We start from the raw sequence: 18,070 nt of genomic DNA, 5'->3' as shown, positions 1-18,070 counted from the left end.
ATTAGCTCTTTTAAAATAAAACTTGAATTAACGTTGACGTTTTGCTTTGTTCAGTTTTCAAAGTTCAATGTGTTCCTCGCTTGTTTTCAGCGACTTTTATATCATAACACTTCATCAAATTGTTTGTCAACAACTTTTTTCGAAAGTTTTTTATGGTCGCCACTGACCGGTTAATAACATCGTTCAGCAGCGACGTTTATTACTATACCAAGTATATTGGATTGCGTCAATACAAAATTAATATTTTGCTATAATTTTTTTGGAACCCGGTAATAACGATGATAAATACCTTGTCCTTTAGTCTCTTTATCAACAATCTCAATCAATCCTTTTTCCGTTAAGAACTCAATTAACATACTTAGATCAACTGAATAATACTGAATTTCTTCGTGGTTGGAAAGCTCTTGAAAGCTCCATTGTTCTTTTTGTTCTACAATACTCGTTAGGTGCTCTGATGCTATTGCAGTTTTAGAATGAATTAGAAACTCACTTGCTAAAAACAGAAGTTCCAATCTCTTTTCTAAATTTTCTTCACTTGTAACTAACTCTTCATATAATTTATAAATTTCCGGCTCTATCTGCTTAACTTGACTCCAAACCGTTACTTCTGGATGAAACCCATTTTCGATTACAGAAAGTCTCGCTAAGTGATGCAAAGAATGCACTATATGATTATAAGCATCTAGATAATGTTTACTTTCAAAAAAATCTTTTCCATCTACATAGCGACGAATTAATTTTGCAAACTCTAATCCCATTTTGATTTTTCTTCCGTAAAACGGAAAATCTCTTAGTTCTAGTTTGAGATTTTGCACATATTCGTTCCGGTCAAATAAAACCTTTCCACTAAATAACCAATCTATTATTTTCCGATTTGAGCCAAGCAAAATCCATTCTCTTAGTTTTGCTTCTGTAACTATATGCAATGCCGCCTTATGTTCTTTGTACGTATAGTGCTTAACATAAACTGGCTCTTCCGCTTCTTTTACAATAAGGAATAAAACAATATCAAATGTATCCGTAATAGGGCTTGATTTCTCATTATGGTCAATTAATAAGACACCTAATGTATTAGGATGACTCGTTCTCTCCTGATATATGGGACGTAAAATATCCTCCATAACTAATTCCTCCATCTAACTTATCGGTTGCTAAACTATTTCGACGTTTATAGCAAATTTCCTTCCAACATTGTAGTCATTTTTCGACAAACCACTTTTCATTCCTAACTTTACTTTAAATATGATATAGTATTTTTTTAGGAGGGACAATCATGGCCAAAAAATATTCAAATAAAATAAACAAAATTCGAACGTTTGCACTTAGCTTAATTTTTATTGGAATTATCATTATGTATGTAGGGATTTTCTTTAGAGAGAGTCCAATTATTATGACTACATTTATTCTTTTAGGATTTCTAGGGATTATCGCAAGTACTGTTGTATACTTTTGGATTGGAATGTTATCAACCAAAGCTGTACAGGTTACTTGTCCGGGTTGTGGGAAAGTTACCAAGGTTCTCGGTCGTGTTGATATGTGTATGTATTGCAATGAACCGTTAACCCTGGACCCATCTCTTGAAGGCAAAGAGTTTGATGAAAATTATAATAAGAAGAAACAGAATTAAAAAAAGAATGGTTCGATGTTGAACCATTCTTTTTTTAATGAGTTTCTTTTTGATTAGCGCAATCAGCGCAAGTTCCGTATATCTCCATTCGGTGATTACTTACTTTAAATCCTGTTACGTGGGAAGCTAATTGTTCCACTTCGTCAAGTCCAGGATAGTGAAAGTCCACTATTTTTCCGCAGTCGTCACAAATAACATGATAATGGTCTGATGTAACAAAATCAAAACGGCTAGACGAATCACCATATGGTAATTCTTTAACTAATCCAACCTCACGAAAAACACGTAAATTATTATAAACTGTTGCTACACTCATATTCGGGAATTTTCCTTCAAGTGCTTTGTAAATATCATCTGCAGTAGGGTGAGCCATGGATGCAATTAAAAATTCTAAAATCGCATGACGTTGTGGAGTTATACGGACTCCTGTTTCTTTAAGCGTCGAAATTGCCTCTTTTAATTGTACTTCTGACATCGCCATGCACCTCTTTTCCATAAGAATTATTACTTTATAATCTTTATAAATAGTGTACTAGCGAAACTCCTAGTTTGTCAATAATTCCTCCCTATCACTCATGTAAATTCTTTTCCTTTTCACCTAACTGTTGGTTAATGTATCTTGCGGCAACGAAAAGGAAATCAGATAAACGGTTTAAATAAGAAAGAACTAGGGGGTTTATTTCGTCACCCAAGCTAACTGCCTCCCTTTCCGCTCGCCTTACGATTGTTCTTGCAGAATGAAGCGCAGCTCCAGCAGGATGACCTCCTGGTAAAATAAAATTTTTCAACGGTACTAATGTTCCATCTAGTACATCAATTTGCTCTTCAAGTTCTTTGATGTTACCCTCCTCCAACTTCCATTTCACTTTCTTTCCTGAAGGTGTGGCCAATTCAGCTCCAACATGAAACAGAATCGTCTGCACTTTATGAAAGAATGCTTCAAGACTTTCTTTTTCTTCATAATACTCCGATTTTAGATAGCTTAATGCTAGCCCGATTATTGAATTGGCTTCATCACATGTACCATATGCTTCTACCCTTTTATCTGCCTTTGATACTCTATTACCGTATATAAGTGACGTTGTGCCTTTGTCCCCTGTTTTTGTATAAATTTTCAACTTAATAGCCCCTCTCTAAATCAAACATATTCATTCTTCCTTATTAATATATGTAGATGCATTCTGTTTAAATATTTTTGTTCTATTAAGTAGAAAACTTTTTTTATTTTTAGCTTTCAAGATAAAAAAGAGGACCGACCAATGCCGATCCTGTAAAACGAGACTTATATGAGGAGGTATGCCCTACTTTACCTTATGTATATTTACAAAAATGGAATGGACAATAGCCTTTACAACGTTAAAATAGGCCTTATCTTTTCTAAGAAAGGTTGTCTTTAATGTATTGTAGTGCCTCTTCTACATGCCCCTTTACTTTCACCTTTCTCCATTCCTTAACTAAATTTCCATTTTTATCAATAATGAAAGTCGAACGTTCAATTCCCATATATTCCTTCCCAAAGTTTTTCTTCAATTTCCATACACCATATGCTTCTGCTACTTTATGATCTTCATCTGCCAATAGTAAAAATGGAAGACCATGCTTATCTATAAACTTTTTATGTCTATCAACAGGATCCGGGCTAACCCCTAATATCACTGCATCCAATTCCGCAAAACTCTCATGCTGGTCACGAAAATCACAAGCTTCCGTCGTACATCCTGGAGTCATATCTTTTGGATAAAAATAAAGTACAACATTTTTCCCTTCATAATCAGAAAGTTTAACCTGTTCTCCATTATTCGCTAAAAGTTCAAATTGAGGTGCTTTGTTTCCAATTTCTATTGCCATTTCTATTCCTCCAATTAAAAAGTTAGTTACTATGGTGAAACATATTTGATATTAGCGTAACGAAAAAAGTAGGTGAACTCAAACCTAAAGGCTCCCTACTTCTTTTCATAGGTCAGAACCGATTTGACAACAAAGGCAGCCGGGATTGTAAAACCTAACCATGATTCAATTAATGCTACTCCTCTTCCAACCCCAACAGGAGTTACATCCCCATAACCGACACTAAATAAAGTAATACCACTAAAATACATAGTAGTAAAAATATAGTCAAAAAAATCACCTGAAACATGTTTTCCGTTTTCCATAAGTATAGGGATTCCTTCTAATTCAAAGAGCGTATACAACAGCCCAAACCCTAACGTAATAGTGGCAAAACACATACCTAAAAACAGGAAATTTTGAAACGAAACAAGCCGTTCTTTCCATCTTGAAGGATAAAATAATGCCCTTAAACTCATTAGCATACAAAAAATGATAAGAATACTTAATATATATAACACTAAGGAACCACCCTTCCTCAAGCCTGTCTACTTATTCATACGCTGAATATTATTGATAAATGTTATCGTTTTTTTATGCTGACCCTATTTAAACCTTGCCGCTTCATACTTAAAAGGTACATTACGCAACCCATCATTATTGCCCTTTGAAAAACTCCGTACTACAATAGGAAAGTATGAATACTATTTAAATCCGATATTTTTAATCGGTTTATATTTAAAATGGAGACGGAGGATTATAATGAAATTCACAGAATCAGAAGCAATACATAAAGAAGCACTTGAGCATATTGTCGGCGGGGTAAACAGCCCTTCAAGATCATACAAAGCTGTTGGCGGCGGATCTCCTGTTGCAATGGAACGAGGCAGCGGTGCTTACTTCTGGGATGTTGACGGAAACCAATATATCGATTATTTAGCTGCTTACGGTCCTATTATTACAGGACATGCACACCCTCATATTACGGAAGCAATAACAAAAGCAGCAGAAAACGGTGTGCTATACGGAACCCCAACAAGACATGAAGTTAAATTTGCGACAATGATTAAAGAAGCAATGCCAGCCCTTGAGAAAGTACGCTTTGTTAACTCAGGTACAGAAGCAGTAATGACAACAATCCGGGTAGCCCGCGCCTATACTGGCCGCGATAAAGTAATCAAATTTGCTGGATGTTACCATGGCCATTCCGACCTTGTCTTAGTAGCTGCCGGTTCAGGGCCATCAACTTTAGGAACTCCCGATTCAGCAGGTGTCCCTAAAAGTATTGCTCAAGAAGTAATAACTGTTCCATTTAATGATATCGAACCTTTTAAAGAAGCAATGGAAAAGTGGGGAGATGAGATTGCCGCTGTTCTAGTGGAACCTATCGTTGGTAACTTTGGAATTGTGGAACCGAAAGAAGGTTTTCTTCAAAGTGTAAATGATATTGCACATGAAGCAGGTTCTTTAGTAATTTATGATGAAGTTATTACCGCTTTCCGTTTCATGTACGGTGGAGCTCAAGATTTATTAGATATTAAACCCGATTTAACAGCACTCGGAAAAATTATCGGTGGCGGACTTCCAATAGGTGCTTATGGTGGTAAAAAAGAAATTATGGAAACAGTCGCACCTTTAGGGCCTGCCTACCAAGCTGGTACAATGGCAGGAAACCCTGCTTCCATCTTATCTGGAATAGCTTGCTTAGAGGTACTACAACAAGACGGTGTCTACGACCAGCTAGATAAGCTTGGAGAAAAATTAGAAAAAGGAATTATCAAGGCAGCTGAGAAGTACAATACGCCAATTTCTATTAATCGATTGAAAGGTGCGTTAACTTTATACTTCACAAATGAAAAAGTTGAAAATTATGACCAAGCAGAAGCAACAGATGGAGAAATATTCGCTAAGTTTTTCAAATTAATGTTGAATAAAGGAATCAATTTAGCTCCATCTAAATATGAGGCATGGTTTTTAACAACTGCTCATACAGAGCAAGATATTGATGAAACTCTTGCAGCTGTCGATTATGCCTTTTCAAAACTCTAAAAACGGGTAGACTATACAAAAGAACAGACTTCGTTTCTGAGTCTGTTCTTTTTAATCCCTATTCTTAAAATAGTCACACTCCCCCCCCACTATTTAATCCTCGTTTCCGTTTCTGTAAATACAAACTGATTCTAGAAAATTACTATATGGTACTTATTTACGTTATGAGGTACTATATATTGTCGTAGAGTTACCTAGCATTTTACTTTTAAGTCCATCTTTAAAAACAGTAAAAAAAAGGTGAAATATATGGATAATTACCTATTGATATTGTTTATTGATAAATGTATAGTACACTATTGTTTATCAATAAAGTGAAACTTCAATCAGTGGGGGGCTTCTATCCCCCACTGATTATTAGTCCGTTCTACTGTCGGTAAAGTTCCGCTTGTCAGTGGATACTTAACCAACAGTATGAACCCGGTTAGTTCAACTAAAGCTTCGGTAAGTTTCACTTTATCTCACCAATCGAGCGTTTACGGGCAGTTCCCCCTCCACCTACGCTTCTCTGATTCTCTTAAGCCTTGAGGTGGAGGCCTTACTGCCCGTTAATGCGGGATAAATAACTAACAGTAATGGTTACTCCCTTTGTCCTTAAAACGAATGGAGAGGAGTTCCGTAATATTTAGTAAAACAGCAGTTAGTCAATTGGGTGTTTCACAAATCTCTAAATAAACACAGAAAGGAATTTATTTTCCATGAAGCTTGGTGCCCGCATCTTTAAAACGGGAATTGCGATTGTCCTCGCATTATTTGTTACAGAATTATTGGGGCTTCCATCCCCTGTCTTTGCTGGAATTGCAGCTGTATTTGCGGTACAGCCCACAATTTATCGGTCTTATTTGTCTATTATTGAACAAATTCAAGGAAATTTAATTGGAGCAGTCATTGCCGTATTATTTGTACTTTTATTTGGAAGCAATATACTTGTCGTTGGATTAGCTGCTATTATAGCCATTTCATTAATTTTAAAATTCAAATTAGAAAAAACAATTGGTCTTGCTCTTGTAACAATGATTGCAATTATGGAAGTGTCTCATGATTTATTTATACAGTATGCTTTTATCAGATTTGCAACTATAATGATCGGAGTTTTCTCTTCATTTTTAATTAATCTTATTTTCTTACCTCCTAAATACGAAACAAAATTATATCATCGTATGTCAGACGCAACAGAAGATATTTTAAAGTGGATTCGATTAAGTACAAGACACGCTTCTGAATTTCACTTATTAAAAAGTGATTTGGAAAAACTGAAAGAAAAGTTAATAAAAGTTGATCAAATCTATTTACTATATAAGGAAGAACGAGACTATTTCAAAGCTAATAGTGTCGTCAAAGCACGTAAACTCGTTGTGTATCGACAGATGATTTCTGTAACTTATCGTAGCCTAGAAATTTTAAAAAGGCTTAATAGATATGAAAATGAATTATCTCAATTACCTGAGGATGTTAAGAATGTAATGAAAGAACAACTAGATTGTTTACTCACCTATCATGAACAATTATTACTAAGATTTATTGGAAAAATGCATTCTCAAACAGAATCAGAAGTACAAAATGAAGTTAATATTTATCGCAAAGAACTAATGAACTTTATGATAAAAGAAATTCAAACACAAAATACAGAAGACAATATACACACCTTCCATTTGTTACACATCTTTTCTGCTATTTTTGAATATGATGAGCAACTAGGACATCTAGAAACATTGATTACTAGTTTTCAGTCCTACCACACAGAAGATAACGAAGTAGATATAGAAGAAGAGGAAGAGTGAATAATCTATTCAAAAATAATACTTCTTCCCCTATAAAGAACATCAATTGTAAGAAAAACACCTATAAAAAAACCGTCAAGGATCTATTAGAAAACATAGATCCTTGACGGTTTTAATTTTTCATTTTAGGGTCAAGTGCATCGCGCATTCCATCCCCCATTAAGTTAAACCCTAAAACAGTAAGCATAATCGCAAGACCTGGGAATATCATTGTCCAAGGTGCCTGTAGCATAAATGTTCTTGCATCAGAAAGCATCTTTCCCCACTCAGGTTCCGGAGGTTGTGCGCCCAAACCGAGAAAACCGAGAGCAGCTGCTTCAATAATTGCTGTTGCAATCGCCAACGTTCCTTGGACGATAATCGGTGCCATACTGTTCGGTAATACATGACTAAAAAGAATCCGCATGTCACTCATACCAATGGCTCTTGCAGCCATAACATATTCTTCTTGTTTGACACTTAGCACTCTTGACCTGATAAGTCTACCGAAGTTCGGAATATTGATGATTGCAATAGCAATTAAGGCATTTCTTAATGACGGTCCTAAGGCAGCTACTACTGCAATTGCCAATAATATACTAGGAAATGCAAGCATAATATCAAACATACGAGAAATGATTGTATCTACCCATCGTCCATAATAGCCTGCGATAATTCCAAGTAAACTACCGACTGTCGCTGAACCTACTACAGCGAAAAAGCCTACCCATAAGGATATTCTTGCCCCGTGGATAACCCTCGACAAAATATCCCTTCCAAAGTCATCCGTTCCAAACCAATGATCCGCTGAAGGAGCTTGTAGCCGTTTTGATAAGTCCTGTTCATTAATTCCTTGAGGAGCAATAATAGGAGAAAAAATTGCTAACAGGATGAAAAATAAAACAATACACAAACCAACTAGTGCTGTTTTATTTTTCCTGAAATTATTCCACGCATCTTTCCAAGGTGAAATTGTTTCATCTTTTAAGGCATGATTTACTTCTGTCGGTTGAGTTGAAAGTTCTGGCACATCATTCACCCCATTTCTTTGTGATGTTTAATTATATTTAATTCTCGGATCAACAGCCGCGTATAATAGGTCAACAATTAAATTAATTGCTACAAATATGATAGCCACTACTAGGATCCCTGATTGTATAACAGGATAATCACGGAAACCAATAGCTTCATAAATATAACGACCAATTCCAGGCCAACCGAAAATTGTTTCCGTTAAAATTGCTCCACCTAATAGTAGTCCCATCTGTAATCCGATAACAGTTAAAACAGGAATTATTGCATTTTTGAAGGAATGTTTATAAACAACCCAAAACATTCTAAGCCCTTTTGAGCGTGCAGTCCTAACATAGTCAGATCGCATTACTTCAAGCATACTTGATCTTGTCATTCTGGCAATTATCGCCATTGGGATCGTTGCCAATGCAATACCCGGTAAGATAAGGTGTTTTAAAACTTCACCAAGTTGGTCAAAACGACCTTGGATAATTGTGTCTACAATATAAAGGTGAGTAATGGCCTCGACAGGATTTCGAATATTCTCCCTACCTGTTGTCGGTAACATATCTAGTTGAATTCCAAAAATCCACTGTTCCATTAACCCAAGCCAGAATATTGGCATAGAAACCCCTACTAAAGCCAATATCATTGCGGTATAGTCAAACCAAGAGTTTTGAAACCAAGCACTTATAATACCGGCATTCACTCCGATAAACACTGCAATAATAATGGCAACAATAGCCAGTTCAAATGTTGCAGCAAGATAAGGCCAGATTTCATCTTCAACAGCAGTTTTCGTACGAATTGATTCTCCTAGATCTCCTTGGAACAATCCTTTCAGGTAATCGATATATTGAACAAACCAAGGGTTGTCCAATCCCAATTGACTTCTTAATGCTTCTACCGCTTCCTTTGAGGCTTGCTGTCCTAAAATCACTTGTGCCGGATCACCTGGAATAGCATGGATAATACCAAAAACAATGATTGTCATTCCAAGTAATACGGGGATCAGTTGTAACAATCTCCTTATGGTGTATTGAAACATCTCATTCACCTCTCATTTACAGAAAGTTTTTCTACAAAAAATTGTTTGCCTTTTTTATGTACAAAGGGGAGAAATCTGAGAAATCTCCCCTTCTTTCTTTATTTTTTATTGCTCGATATCTACCCCACTAAGCAAATCTGATCCAGTTGGATGTGGGAAGAAATTTTTGATGTTCGATTTACCTGCTAATAATGGTGTAGAGTGAGCTAATGGAACCCATGGAGCATCCTCATGAATGATCGCCTGAGCTTCTTTATACAGCTCTTTACGCTTTTCTTCATCTACTTCTGTTTGTGCTTCGATTAACAAGTCATGAACCTTGTCATTGCTGTAATAAGAATAGTTGTTGCTTCCAATATTATCTTCATCTAGGAGCACGTAAAGGAAGTTGTCTGCGTCCCCATTATCACCTGTCCAACCAAGCAAAAATGCATCCGCTTCTCCATTTTTAGCTTTTTCTAAGTACGTTGCCCATTCGTAAGAAACGATTTCCGCTTTAATTCCAACGTCTGCCAAGTTAGATTGAATTGCTTCCGCTACCTTTTGACCATCTGGCATATATGGACGCGGTACAGGCATTGCCCATAGTTCCATTTCAAAGCCATCTTCTAGTCCCGCTTCCGCTAATAGTTCTTTTGCCTTTTCTGGATTAAATTCATAACCTTCAATTTCATCATTGTAGCCAGCAATAACTGGTGGCATTGGATTTTTCGCTACTTCTGCTCTACCTTCGAAGAATGCGTCAACAATTGCTTGTTTGTCAACTGCATAGTTTACTGCTTGACGTACTTTAGGGTCATCAAATGGTTCTCTTGTTGATGTTAATCCAAGGTACCCTACGTTCATTGATGGACGTTCAAATATTTGAATACCATCCGTTGATTCTACTTGTGCTGCATCAGTTGGAGCAATTCCATCTGCTAAGTCAATTTCACCGGAAATAAGTGCATTTAATCGAGCAGAGTTTTCTGGAATTGATTTAAAAATTACTTGGTCAAGCTTCGGAAGATCCTCTTGCCAATAATTTTCATTTTTTTCTAAAACAACTTTGTCGTTACGTTTCCATTCTACGAATTTGAATGGTCCCGTACCTGCATCAGTAGGAGCTTCTCCTAATTTATCGCCTAATTCATCAATAGCTTTTGGGCTAGCAATACCAAACGGGCTCATTGCTAAGTTTTTCAAGAAAGGTGCTTGAGGACGCTTTAAGGTAATTTCAACTGTACTCTCGTCCACTGCTTTTACTTCTTTGATAACATGACCTTCTTCTCCTTTGAAGCCGCCAAACATGGAAGCATAGTACGGGAATTTATCATCCGAACCATTCATCCAACGATCAAAGTTCTTTACAACAGCATCTGCATTAAAATCAGTACCGTCTTGGAATTTCACTCCTTGACGTAGATTAAACGTATACGTTAATCCATCTTCAGATACTTCCCATTCTTCCGCTAATCCTGGATTAACTTCTGTGTCCTGTTGACCAAAGTTAACAAGCGTTTCAAAAATATTCTTTGTGACTTTAAACGATTCTCCATCCGTTACAGTAATTGGATCAAGTGCGACAGAGTCTCCACCACGACCAAAGATTAATACTTTTGGATCGTCGCTACCGCTGTCGCTTCCCCCTTCACTGTCACCGCTTGATGACTCAGACCCACAACCGTAAAGAACTGAGGAAACAAGCAAAATTAGTAGTAAAGCAATTGACCAGCCTTTCTTTCTCAAAGAAATCCCCTCCTGTTAGCTTATATATATATGAGACTTGCACCCTAATAAAGGTGACAAGCGACATAATGACCTGATTGATGTTCTTTAAACTCTGGCACCTGTTGTTTGCAAACGTCAGTTGCGTGTGGACACCTAGTATGAAAAGAACACCCTTTTGGTGGATTTGATGGACTTGGAATATCACCTTGTAATAAAATCGTCTCTCTTTCAAATGATGGATCTGGAATTGGCACAGCTGAAAGTAACGCCTGTGTATAGGGATGAAGAGGATTATCATAGATGTTTTCACTTTCACTCAGTTCAACCATTTTCCCTAAGTACATGACCCCGACTCGATCACTTATATGTCTCACAACACTTAGATCATGAGCAATGAAAATATAGGTTAACTGAAACTCTTTTTGTAAATCCTGCATCAAATTCAATACTTGTGATTGAATGGAAACATCAAGAGCTGATACAGGTTCATCTGCAATAATAAGCTTCGGTTTCGTCATCAAAGCTCTTGCGATCCCAATTCTTTGGCGTTGCCCTCCACTAAATTGGTGAGGATAGCGTTTCGCATGATAGCTACTTAAACCGACGATATTTAATAATTCATGAACGCGCTCTTTCCTTTCTTTTGCAGAACCCATTCCATGAACCTTCAGCGGCTCTTCTAAAATTTTCTCAACAGTATGCCTTGGGTTTAACGAAGCGAAAGGGTCCTGAAACACCATTTGCATATCACGGCGGATTTTTCGCATATCACTAGTTGATAGATTAGTAAGTTCATTGTCCTCAAATGTCACAGAGCCCTCACTTGGATCGATTAACCTCATCAGCATTCTGCCCGTAGTAGATTTCCCGCATCCACTCTCTCCTACTATCCCTAATGTTTCTCCTTTTTTAACAGAAAAAGAAACGCCATCTACCGCCTTAACATACCCGACAGGTCGGCCAAGAATCCCACCCGTAATTGGAAAATGTTTTTTAAGATTATCAACTTTCAGCAACGTCTCTGTCATAAGCTGCCTCCTCTGCCTCATGGAACATTGCATCTTTTTTTGATGAGCTATTTCCACTCTTATGTTGTGACCCGTCGTATAGAAAACATCTCGTACAATGTCCGGTGGATGTTTCGTATAATTCAGGAGTTTCAATTAAACAGCGATCAAAAGCATGCTCACACCGCGCGGCAAATCTACATCCTACTCTAATGGAACCAGGCTTTGGAACATTACCTGGAATAGAGTACAACCTTTGTTTTTTTGAACGCATATCTGGTACAGACGAAATCAGCCCCTTTGTGTATGGGTGCTGGGGGTTTTTAAATATTTCCTCTACGCTGCCTTCTTCTACTACTTTACCTGAATACATAACTACTACTCTCTCACATGTTTCTGCTACAACCCCTAGATCATGGGTAATTAGTAACACCGCTGTATTCAATTCTGTATTAAGCTTTTTCATTAGTTTTAAAATTTGTGCCTGAATTGTTACATCTAGTGCCGTCGTCGGTTCATCAGCAATCAGCACTTGTGGATCGCAAACCATTGCCATTGCAATCATAACTCTTTGTCTCATTCCGCCCGATAACTGATGCGGATATTCTTTTAAAAGTTCTTCTGCTCTAGGCAGACCAACCATTTGCATAATTTCTACCGCTCTTTTATTTGCTTCTTTTTTACTAATTTTATTATGTATTTTTATAGCTTCCGTTAATTGGTCACCTATTGTAAAGACTGGGTTTAAAGATGTCATTGGCTCTTGGAAAATCATCGCTATGTCATTTCCCCGAATTTCTCTCATTCTCTTTTCTGAAGCCTTCGTTAGATCCTCCTCTTTATAAAGGATTTTCCCGTCTACTATTTTCCCTGGTGGACTAGGTACGAGCCCCATTATAGATAGTGATGTGACACTTTTTCCGCAGCCACTTTCACCTACAACACCAAGTACTTCCCCTTGATTCACATGAAAGTTCACTCCATCAACTGCAGGTATTTCACCATCATCTGTAAAGAAAGAAGTTTTTAAATTCTCTACCCTTAACAGAGGTTTACTTTGTTCCATAGGTGTCCCCCCTTTGTAAGTATCTAACTTTTCTAAAATGTCATTAATTTCTGAAATCTCTTTGTAATCTATTATACATAATGTGATAATAGTTGCAACATACAAAAGAAAGTTTATTGTTGGCAGGAAGAATCCCGCCTTCATGAAGATCGTTTTCGTAAAGCTTGTTGCTTGTGGGCAATGGAACCGTCCCTTTCCCTATCAATACCTCCGTACATCGAGACAAAAGACCTAAATTATTTTAAAATAAAAAAATCGTGATGGTTTTTTGAGAGAATTAATCTCAAAAAACATCACGATAAATTATTTATTGATCTAATTGTTGAACTTGGAACAGTTTGTAATAATGTTCTTGTTTTTTCATCAATTCTTCATGTGTACCCATTTCTACAATTTCTCCATGCTCCATTAAAATAATTCGATCTGCATGCGTAATCGTGGAGAGTCGATGGGCTACAATAAATGTCGTTCTATCTTTTGCTAGAATTTCTAATGCTTCCTGAATAAGGTGCTCACTCTCTAGGTCAAGAGCTGAAGTTGCTTCATCTAAAACTAGTAAAGGAGGGTTTTTCAGAAACACCCTTGCGATTGCAACTCTTTGCTTTTGTCCTCCTGAAAGCTTCACTCCTCTTTCCCCTACTTTTGTATCGTATCCATTCGGAAGATTAAGGATAAACTCATGTGCATTCGCTGCTTTTGCAGCTGCAATTACTTCTTCGTCAGAAGCATTAGGTTTACCGAATAATATATTCATTTTTACTGATTCACTAAAGAGAATGTTATCCTGCAATACCATTCCAATTTTATCACGTAAACTTCTAACATAATAATTTCGGATATTTACCCCGTCTAGCAATATTTCTCCGTCTGTAACATCATAAAACCTTGGTATCAATCCTACGAGAGACGATTTTCCTCCCCCGCTCATTCCTACAAGGGCAACCGTTTCTCCCTGTCTAATATCTAAGTTAATATTTTTTAAAACATTCTCTTCTTCCTCTTCATATTGAAAAGATACATTTTTAAATTCCAAATGTCCCTTTACATTTTCACAAGGAATTGCTCCAGGTTCATCATCCACATCGTATTTTTCATCCATCAATTCAAAAACGCGGTCCATTGATGCAATGGACTGTGTTAACGTTGTCGACGAGTTCACAAGTCTTCTTAGTGGACCGTAAAGCCTATCTATATAGGCAATGAAGGCAGCCATTGTACCAATAGTTAAATCTCCTTGAATAACTTGATAACCTGCATAGCCTATCACAATTAAAGGAGAAATATCTGTGATCGTATTTACAACGGCAAAGGCTTTTGCATTCCAGCTTGTATGCTTTAATGCTTTATTTAAAAAGTTAGTATTCTGTCCTTCAAATTGCTTTTGTTCATGGTCTTCTACAGCAAAACTCTTAATAACAGCCATCCCCTGCACCCGCTCATGCAAGTAACTTTGTACTTCCGCTAATGCCTGTGATCGTTCACGAGTCAACCCTCTTAAACGTCCAAAAAAGTATTTCACGGAAAATGCATAAAATGGAAAAGCAACTAATGAAACAATGGTAAGCGAGAAGTCCATCGTAAACATTATAGTTAGGGCTATTATAATTGTGGCAGCATCTATCCATAAATTCATTAACCCGGTAACAACAAAATTTTTCGTTTGCTCCACGTCATTGATTACTCTCGAAATTATTTCTCCTGCTCTTGTATTGGAGTAATATTTGAAGCTTAGCTTTTGAATATGACTGAACAACTTATCCCGTAAATCATATAATATTTTACTAGCTGTCCACTGTGCAAAATACTGTCTATAATATTCAACAGGAGGGCGAACTATAAGGAAAATAACAATCATTATCCCCATTACCATCATTAGCTCTGACGTCTTTTCAGCCGATGATAATGCCTCATTGCCAACAATATCATCGATTACGTATTTAATTAGAACAGGAATAAGAAGTGGAATTGCGAACTTTACAATCCCAATAATAAGCGTCCCGATGATTTTCCATTTATATGGCTTTACAAAATGCATGTATCTATTAATAACGCCCAACTAGTACACTCCTTTCTTAGGTGAAAATTAATTATATTAGAAGGTGTTTAAAAAGTCCGAGAAAACAACTGTCGAATCTCCGACAACTCTTCACATAAAAATACAGACGGTTTAAACCATTTAATATGTATTTTTTCCTACTCTGTCTATATTAAAGCAATTAACTGAAATACTAAATTAATTAAGCTTGTGAACTTTTCAATAAAGAGAACTACCAATTATTTAGACTACTTTCGCGAAGCTTGTTATTTGTAGACACCGAACCGTTGCTTTCCACTCTAACCCACTCTTTATTTTCAACTGTTGTAAAAAACAACAACAGTTTAGAAAGCAGCCATTACTTAAAAGCATAAAAAAACCTGTTGAAATATACCAACAGGTCATAATCTTTACTCGTACGGTGAGCCTAATTAAATCTGTCACCCACGATGCATCAAATATCTTTCATACCATACATCGATAAAGTCTGGAGCAAATGGTCCTTTTCGCTGTCTGATCCAGCGGACAAGCTTATCGACGTTTCTTTTTAAAATATGGTCGATAACATCCGGATAGCCATAAAGTTTGCGATGTGCTTCATATTCATCCTCGTCCAACAAATTATAGGTCATATCAGGAAATACTTTAATATCGAGATCATAGTCAATATATTTCAGTGCCTCTTGGTCGTAAACAAATGGCGAACTAAGGTTACAGTAATAGTAAATTCCATCTTCCCGAATCATACAAATAATATTAAACCAGAGCTCTGCATGAAAGTAACAGATAGCTGGTTCTCTTGTAATCCAAGTACGGCCGTCAGATTCTGTCACCATCGTCCGGTCATTTCCGCCAATAACGAGATTCTTTGTTCCTTTTAAAACTGTCGTTTCATCCCACACACGGTGAATCTTCCCATCATGCTTATAGCTATGTATTTGTAAAGATTGCCCTTCTTTGGGAACCGCCATCGTCTCCCCTTCTTTCCTTGCAAATTGCACTAGTACGAATAAGTCTATTTTATTATTATAACGTTTCCATATAAATTTTAAAAGCGAAAGCGATTTGGTTAGCCCTGACAAGCATAAGACGAGCATCTTGGAAAGGCACCTTTTGCCTTTGTAGGGTGCTCGTCTTATGACCTCGAGGGGGTAACTGCTGGAGCTAGACAATAAAAGCGAAGGCGGGTTGGGCAGACCCGACAAGCTTTTTCAGGATTATATTAAACCGATAATTTCTCTTGTTGATAAGTCAATACTATCTGTTCAGTCTGTTCTTGGAAAACACTTTGAATAGCCTTTAGCTCCTCTTTCATTTGGTTTATTTCTATTGTTACTGATTGAACTTCAGTCAACTGTTGCAACTCAGCTAATTCTGCTTCAAGCTTTTGACATCTTTCAATTTCTGATTCTAGGAACAATAACTTATCCATTGTTTTTACCTGATCCGCCACTAACTGATTAAACTCCATCATTACTTATTATCAACTCCTATTATCACTTCTCCCACAAATTCCACAATACTACCTCCATTCCCTTTGACTACTTCTGTCAAATCCTTACCACTTTTGTCGCTTGAATCCAGAGTGGCTTTGCTGAAATACTCAAGGTACCTACGAATTGATAATTTTGCAGCCTAGCTGTCTAATTAGAAATACTTTCATAGTAGGAATTCAGCTAGGTATGTCTTTATATCTCCAATTACTTTCCATCCCTAGCGTCTTAAACTTTGGAACTATCTATTGATTAACCTGGAAACAAGATAATTATTCGGTTCGTCCTGCTGCCATAAAATAAAAAAGCACCCAAAAGTGGGTGCTTTTTTAGGTCAATTATTGTTGTTGACCGCCTGAATTTTTAGCTTTACGAGCTGCTGATTGTTGGTTTTGTTTTCTTACTTCTTGTGCATTAGTCTCGGAAGCAAACTCAGTACCGAATTGTTGTTGAGCTTGACCTTGACCTTGAGCAGATTGTGCATTTTGTTGTTTCACATGTTGTACGTTAGTACCAGACGAAGTTTTGTTTGGTTGTTTAGCCATTGTAATCACCTCCACGCCTATTAATGTGTCCAGGCGTAAAAGTAATTATCCAAAAAAATTAAAGAAATTTTTTAAACTAAAAGCGAGCGTCCTCCATCAACAATAATCGTTTGTCCTCTAATCATCGAGGAATCGTCAGACACTAAAAACATTACTGATTTAACTAAATCGTCAATCTCTACCATTCTTCCTGCAGGTGTGTTTCTTCTCGCATCCTCTAACAATTCTTCGCGATTTGGAAAATGCTTCAACGCTTCCGTATCGACGGCACCGCCTGATACAGCATTCACGACAATATTTCTTGGTGCCAATTCAACTGCTAAATAGCGTGTCAATGCTTCTACCGCTGCTTTTGACACTCCTACAGTGGTATAATTATCTAAATAACGAATCGAGCCTAATGAACTAATGCTAACGATTTTTCCACCGTCCTCCATTAGTTTCGCTGCTTCTTGGGCACAGAAAAGCAATGCTTTACTATTAATATTCATTGTCCAGTCCCAATGCGTCTCTTCTAATTCCATCACTGGTCTTAATACACCAGAGGCTGCATTGCTTATAAAAACATCTAGCCTTCCGAATTCTTCGTTTATTTTTTCAAACATTGTTTTTATTTTTTCTACATCACCGACATTTGCTCGAACAACTAGAGCTTTTCTTCCGAGTTTTTCAATTTCTTCTGCTGTTTCTAAAGCAGCTTTTTTACTACGAGCATAGTTAACAACGATATCGTATCCTTTTTTTGCTAATTCAATTGCTATTGCTTTACCTACTCCACGGCTACTGCCAGTTACTAATGCTACTTTTTGATTCATGTTTTTCATCCTTTCTATCACTGTTCATCATAATATTTGAAGCATAATACAACAAGGAAAAGTTAAACTAACAT

At 36.9% G+C, this 18,070-nt stretch carries 18 protein-coding genes; 3 read left to right on the top strand and 15 right to left on the bottom strand.

Going from position 1 to position 18,070, the window contains the following annotated elements; genetic code table 11:
- Positions 1 to 248 precede the first annotated feature (248 nt).
- Positions 249 to 1,121, bottom strand: coding sequence for a nucleotidyltransferase-like protein (locus tag ACFSUL_RS05360; protein ID WP_377933390.1), 873 nt, complete (start codon positions 1,119 to 1,121; stop codon positions 249 to 251).
- A gap of 152 nt (positions 1,122 to 1,273) precedes the next feature.
- Between ACFSUL_RS05360 and ACFSUL_RS05355 the strand changes: the two genes are divergently transcribed.
- Positions 1,274 to 1,627 (top strand): YgzB family protein, encoded by a 354-nt coding sequence (locus ACFSUL_RS05355; RefSeq protein WP_377933388.1) that lies wholly within the window; start codon positions 1,274 to 1,276, stop codon positions 1,625 to 1,627.
- 34 nt (positions 1,628 to 1,661) lie between these two features.
- On the opposite strand, the gene perR is transcribed toward ACFSUL_RS05355, so the two are convergent.
- The 4 genes from perR to ACFSUL_RS05335 form a co-directional block, all read right to left on the bottom strand.
- Positions 1,662 to 2,102 (bottom strand): peroxide-responsive transcriptional repressor PerR, encoded by a 441-nt coding sequence (perR, locus tag ACFSUL_RS05350; RefSeq protein WP_071413487.1) that lies wholly within the window; start codon positions 2,100 to 2,102, stop codon positions 1,662 to 1,664.
- 94 nt (positions 2,103 to 2,196) lie between these two features.
- A complete protein-coding gene (locus tag ACFSUL_RS05345) occupies positions 2,197 to 2,745 on the bottom strand; it encodes a cob(I)yrinic acid a,c-diamide adenosyltransferase (RefSeq protein ID WP_377933385.1) in 549 nt (182 codons plus the stop codon).
- 259 nt (positions 2,746 to 3,004) lie between these two features.
- Entirely contained in the window at positions 3,005 to 3,475 is a 471-nt protein-coding gene (gene bcp / locus ACFSUL_RS05340; RefSeq protein WP_377933383.1) for a thioredoxin-dependent thiol peroxidase, read from the bottom strand.
- A 95-nt stretch (positions 3,476 to 3,570) separates the two neighbouring features.
- On the bottom strand, positions 3,571 to 3,975 hold the full coding sequence (locus ACFSUL_RS05335) for an ion channel (RefSeq protein ID WP_377933381.1): 405 nt from the start codon (positions 3,973 to 3,975) through the stop codon (positions 3,571 to 3,573).
- A gap of 241 nt (positions 3,976 to 4,216) precedes the next feature.
- Here ACFSUL_RS05335 and ACFSUL_RS05330 point away from each other — a divergent pair, with 241 nt between their 5' ends.
- Complete coding sequence (locus tag ACFSUL_RS05330) at positions 4,217 to 5,503, top strand: glutamate-1-semialdehyde 2,1-aminomutase (RefSeq protein WP_377933379.1); 1,287 nt, start codon at positions 4,217 to 4,219, stop codon at positions 5,501 to 5,503.
- Between the two features lie 698 nt (positions 5,504 to 6,201).
- Positions 6,202 to 7,284, top strand: coding sequence for an FUSC family protein (locus ACFSUL_RS05325; protein WP_377933377.1), 1,083 nt, complete (start codon positions 6,202 to 6,204; stop codon positions 7,282 to 7,284).
- Positions 7,285 to 7,396: 112 nt separating this feature from the next.
- Here ACFSUL_RS05325 and nikC read toward each other — a convergent pair whose 3' ends face one another.
- From nikC to fabL, 10 genes are all read right to left on the bottom strand, one after another.
- The gene (gene nikC / locus ACFSUL_RS05320; protein ID WP_377933400.1) at positions 7,397 to 8,236 is read right to left on the bottom strand and encodes a nickel transporter permease; all 840 of its coding nucleotides are present in this window, start codon (positions 8,234 to 8,236) and stop codon (positions 7,397 to 7,399) included.
- Between the two features lie 84 nt (positions 8,237 to 8,320).
- A complete protein-coding gene (locus ACFSUL_RS05315) occupies positions 8,321 to 9,325 on the bottom strand; it encodes an ABC transporter permease (protein WP_071413480.1) in 1,005 nt (334 codons plus the stop codon).
- Between the two features lie 105 nt (positions 9,326 to 9,430).
- Positions 9,431 to 11,053 (bottom strand): ABC transporter substrate-binding protein, encoded by a 1,623-nt coding sequence (locus ACFSUL_RS05310; protein ID WP_377933374.1) that lies wholly within the window; start codon positions 11,051 to 11,053, stop codon positions 9,431 to 9,433.
- 44 nt (positions 11,054 to 11,097) lie between these two features.
- Complete coding sequence (locus tag ACFSUL_RS05305) at positions 11,098 to 12,063, bottom strand: ABC transporter ATP-binding protein (RefSeq protein ID WP_377933372.1); 966 nt, start codon at positions 12,061 to 12,063, stop codon at positions 11,098 to 11,100.
- Positions 12,038 to 13,108, bottom strand: coding sequence for an ABC transporter ATP-binding protein (locus ACFSUL_RS05300; RefSeq protein WP_377933370.1), 1,071 nt, complete (start codon positions 13,106 to 13,108; stop codon positions 12,038 to 12,040). The genes ACFSUL_RS05305 and ACFSUL_RS05300 overlap by 26 nt, the downstream gene beginning before the upstream one ends.
- A 307-nt stretch (positions 13,109 to 13,415) precedes the next feature.
- Positions 13,416 to 15,164 (bottom strand): ABC transporter ATP-binding protein, encoded by a 1,749-nt coding sequence (locus ACFSUL_RS05295; protein ID WP_377933368.1) that lies wholly within the window; start codon positions 15,162 to 15,164, stop codon positions 13,416 to 13,418.
- Between the two features lie 419 nt (positions 15,165 to 15,583).
- The gene (ntdP, locus tag ACFSUL_RS05290) at positions 15,584 to 16,114 is read right to left on the bottom strand and encodes a nucleoside tri-diphosphate phosphatase (protein ID WP_071413476.1); all 531 of its coding nucleotides are present in this window, start codon (positions 16,112 to 16,114) and stop codon (positions 15,584 to 15,586) included.
- A gap of 251 nt (positions 16,115 to 16,365) precedes the next feature.
- On the bottom strand, positions 16,366 to 16,617 hold the full coding sequence (locus tag ACFSUL_RS05285; RefSeq protein WP_377933366.1) for a YgaB family protein: 252 nt from the start codon (positions 16,615 to 16,617) through the stop codon (positions 16,366 to 16,368).
- 357 nt (positions 16,618 to 16,974) lie between these two features.
- Positions 16,975 to 17,181 (bottom strand): gamma-type small acid-soluble spore protein, encoded by a 207-nt coding sequence (locus ACFSUL_RS05280; RefSeq protein WP_071413473.1) that lies wholly within the window; start codon positions 17,179 to 17,181, stop codon positions 16,975 to 16,977.
- A 71-nt stretch (positions 17,182 to 17,252) separates the two neighbouring features.
- Positions 17,253 to 17,996 carry an enoyl-[acyl-carrier-protein] reductase FabL gene (gene fabL, locus ACFSUL_RS05275; protein ID WP_377933364.1) on the bottom strand — a complete coding sequence of 248 codons (744 nt, stop codon included), beginning with the start codon at positions 17,994 to 17,996 and terminating at the stop codon, positions 17,253 to 17,255.
- Positions 17,997 to 18,070: the final 74 nt, after the last annotated feature.

The sequence above is a fragment of the Bacillus seohaeanensis genome (assembly GCF_042684945.1).
Taxonomy (GTDB): domain Bacteria; phylum Bacillota; class Bacilli; order Bacillales; family Bacillaceae_B; genus Rossellomorea; species Rossellomorea seohaeanensis.
Note: the sequence above shows the minus strand (reverse complement) of the source record. Positions and strands in the feature narration are given on the sequence as shown.

Excerpts from the sequence above, each read along its gene's own strand:
- ACFSUL_RS05315 (WP_071413480.1), bottom strand. The coding sequence starts at position 9,325 with ATGTTTCAATACACCATAAGGAGATTGTTACAACTGATCCCCGTATTA.
- ACFSUL_RS05285 (WP_377933366.1), bottom strand. The coding sequence starts at position 16,617 with ATGATGGAGTTTAATCAGTTAGTGGCGGATCAGGTAAAAACAATGGAT.
- ACFSUL_RS05355 (WP_377933388.1), top strand. The coding sequence starts at position 1,274 with ATGGCCAAAAAATATTCAAATAAAATAAACAAAATTCGAACGTTTGCA.
- fabL (WP_377933364.1), bottom strand. The coding sequence starts at position 17,996 with ATGAATCAAAAAGTAGCATTAGTAACTGGCAGTAGCCGTGGAGTAGGT.
- ACFSUL_RS05360 (WP_377933390.1), bottom strand. The coding sequence starts at position 1,121 with ATGGAGGATATTTTACGTCCCATATATCAGGAGAGAACGAGTCATCCT.
- perR (WP_071413487.1), bottom strand. The coding sequence starts at position 2,102 with ATGTCAGAAGTACAATTAAAAGAGGCAATTTCGACGCTTAAAGAAACA.
- ACFSUL_RS05280 (WP_071413473.1), bottom strand. The coding sequence starts at position 17,181 with ATGGCTAAACAACCAAACAAAACTTCGTCTGGTACTAACGTACAACAT.
- ACFSUL_RS05305 (WP_377933372.1), bottom strand. The coding sequence starts at position 12,063 with ATGACAGAGACGTTGCTGAAAGTTGATAATCTTAAAAAACATTTTCCA.
- ACFSUL_RS05330 (WP_377933379.1), top strand. The coding sequence starts at position 4,217 with ATGAAATTCACAGAATCAGAAGCAATACATAAAGAAGCACTTGAGCAT.
- bcp (WP_377933383.1), bottom strand. The coding sequence starts at position 3,475 with ATGGCAATAGAAATTGGAAACAAAGCACCTCAATTTGAACTTTTAGCG.
- ACFSUL_RS05325 (WP_377933377.1), top strand. The coding sequence starts at position 6,202 with ATGAAGCTTGGTGCCCGCATCTTTAAAACGGGAATTGCGATTGTCCTC.
- ACFSUL_RS05300 (WP_377933370.1), bottom strand. The coding sequence starts at position 13,108 with ATGGAACAAAGTAAACCTCTGTTAAGGGTAGAGAATTTAAAAACTTCT.
- ntdP (WP_071413476.1), bottom strand. The coding sequence starts at position 16,114 with ATGGCGGTTCCCAAAGAAGGGCAATCTTTACAAATACATAGCTATAAG.